Source organism: Halorubrum sp. AJ67 (assembly GCF_000513435.1).
On the sequence record NZ_CBVY010000003.1, the window covers coordinates 293,702 to 296,474 of the forward strand.

Below are 2,773 nucleotides of genomic sequence, written 5' to 3' on the forward strand. Positions count from 1 at the left end.
CCCGACGGTCGCGGGCGCGACGTCGGCGGCGGCGCGGTCGACCGCGCGCTCGATGGCCTCCGTGTCGGACTCGCGGGCGTTCGCCAGCTCGTGGATCGAGGCGTGCGTGTCCGTCGAGAAGGGGATCACGGCGTCGAAGGACTCGCGGTACTCGTCGGCGGTCGCGCGCACGTCCGGCGTGAGCCCGTTCGTGTCGACGCCGATCCACAGGGTCTCCTCTCCGTCCACTTCCTCGACGAACGCCAGCGCGTGCTGGTCCGAGTCCGCCAGCGCGAAGCCGGCGGCGTAGTCGTCGAGGGAGGCCTCGGCGAGCCGGTCGCGGAAGTCGTCGAACGCGCGCTTCAGCCGGTCCGCCCGGTCCGAGCCGTACTGGATCTCCACGTCAGGGCCGTTCTGGATGTCGTGTCTGTGCTGGTCGATCAACAGCACCTCGCCGTGGTCGACATCCCGCATGAACACCCCGGTGTCGTAGTCGTCGATCCCCTCCCCGTGGAGGACGATCACCTCCTTGTCGCCGATCCGACGCCCGTGAAACCGGATGTCCGCGTACCCCTCCCGCTCGCCGTACGACTCGGTCACGAGCCGCGACGCTCGGTCGGTCCGTTCCGGCTCCGCGACCGCGTCAAGGATCCGCTCCGCGTCCGCCGGGTCCGAGAGGTCCTCTTTGTGCGTACACGGGACGTGGATGAAGAAGCCGGCCGACCCCGCCGACGGGTCCGCACCCACTCGGTCGGCGTCTCCGTCGTGGGGACGCCCGCCGGCGTCCCCGCCGTCGCCTCGCCCGTCACGGTTCCCGTTGAGCGCGTCGATCAGGTTCCCGCTCAGTTGGCCGCCGCCGAACCCACCGAGTGGACCGGGGTGGACCCACGGCGCGGCGAGGGTGAGGCGGTCGCCGTTGTCGACCGCGAGCGTCTCCACGAACGGGCGGGCCTCGACGCCCAGGTCGAGCGACTCCCGGTCGTTCCGAAGGAGCCCGGAGGTGAGCGCGAACGCGGAGACGTTCGTGTTGCTCCGGATGAGGTAGTCGACGACGACGAGGACCAAGACGAGGAAGCCCGCCGCGATGCCCAGCGAGGCGAACGCGAACACGTGTCGGTACGTCGAGAAGCCGAACTCGCTGCCGCCCAGCGCGTAGAAGGCGGCGATGAGCGCGGCCGGCTGTGCGAGCGACACGAGGAGGATCCGGTCGGAGCGGTCGATGCCCGTCGAGACGACGAGCACCAGGATGTTGATCAGATACAGCGTGATGAAGCTCAGCCAGATGATGCTCCACGCGTTCCCGACGTCGTTCGCGCCGGAGAGCACCAGCGCGTACACGAACAGCACGAACTGGTTGGTGAGCGCGAGGAAGTAGCTCCACGACCGCGGGTAGCCGTCGAGGACGCGCGGGAACAGTTCGGCGGCGACGAGGAAGGGGAGCAGGAAGATGAGCGCCGCCCCGGGAACGATCTGAGAGGGGCCCGGCTCGAACGGCGTGAAGAGCCAGACCGACGCGAACGTGACGAGGCTGTATACCCCGCTGAGGACGACGAGCGCCGCCGCCTGAACCCGAAGCCGGGGCACGGAGAACACGAGCCGCTGGAAGGCGTCGACGTTGTCCGCGCCCATCTACGCGGTCACCCCGTAGATGGACTCGAGTTCGTCTATCGTCTCGGAAATGGAGAACCGCTCGACCGCGGCCCGGGTGTCTCGGTCGCCGTCGAGGCAGTCGCGGACCGCCCGCTCCATGTCATCGAGGTCCCGCAGCGCGAACCGCGCGCCGTTCTCGGGACCGATCGTCTCGTCGAACGGGGCCACGTCCGCGGCGGCGACGGGGGTGCCGCAGGCGTTCGCCTCCAGCGTCGAGAGCCCCAGCGTGTCACAGGTCGAGGCGGTGACGAACACGTCGAGCGCGCCGTAGAAGTCGGAGAGGTCTTCGCGCGGCAGGAAGTCGTGGAACCGGACGTTCGCGGGCGCGTCCGCCTCCAGTTCGGCGCGGACCGGCCCCTCGCCGACCAGCTCGAACCGCAGCTCGGGCAGTCGCTCCGCGAGCCGGAGGATCTCGTCGACGTTCTTCTTGTGGGTCATCCGGCCGCTGTACCCGACTACCGGCGCGTCGGCCGCGGTCGGCCCGCCGTCGGTGGCGAGCGCCGCGACTCGGGCGTCCTCGTTGGGGCGGAAGCGGTCCATCTCGATACCGACCGGGAGCTTGTACGGCTCCACGTCGCGGCGGATCCGCGAGGTTGAGGCCGTGACGCAGTCGAACGCGTTCAAAAAGCGGTTCTCGTAGGCGACGTACGCCTTCCCCGCGAGGGCGGCGAGCCGCTCGGATCTGAGCCCCTGAACGAAGTAGTCTTCGACGGGGGTGTGGTGGGTGTACACCGACGTCGCGCCGTACCGCTTCGCGTAGCGGAGCCCCATCAGTCCGGTCGACGCGGGGCCGTGACAGTGGACGACGTCGAGGTCGGGAAGCGTCGACAGGCGGCGGTACAGCGGGAAGCGGTACTGCCTGTAGAAGGGGTTCGGCAGCGACCGGACGGGTATCTCGTGGTCGTCCGGATCGTGGCTGCTCGCGGGGTAGACGACGTACACGTCGTGACCCCGCGCTTCGAGACGGTCGCGCCACGCCTGAATGGTGTAGGTGACGCCGTCGATCCCGGGGAAGTAGCTGTCGGTGAAGAAGCCGATGTTCATGGTGGCGTCTGGCGGTCGAGCGGTCGCGGTCGGCCGCGGCGGTCGCGGCGGACCCGGAGTGGAGGGACGGCGCTGGGCGTATCGGCCGCGGAGGACGTGC

The 2,773-nt window shown here is 69.7% G+C and carries 2 protein-coding genes; both read right to left on the bottom strand.

Annotated elements, in window-relative coordinates:
- A partial coding sequence (locus tag BN903_RS04880; RefSeq protein WP_048076634.1) for a DUF2070 family protein occupies nucleotides 1–1,608 on the bottom strand: 1,608 nt, incomplete at its 3' end.
- The gene (locus BN903_RS04885) at nucleotides 1,609–2,673 is read right to left on the bottom strand and encodes a glycosyltransferase (protein ID WP_048076635.1); all 1,065 of its coding nucleotides are present in this window, start codon (nucleotides 2,671–2,673) and stop codon (nucleotides 1,609–1,611) included. It abuts the gene before it with no gap.
- Between the last annotated feature and the right edge of the window lie 100 nt (nucleotides 2,674–2,773).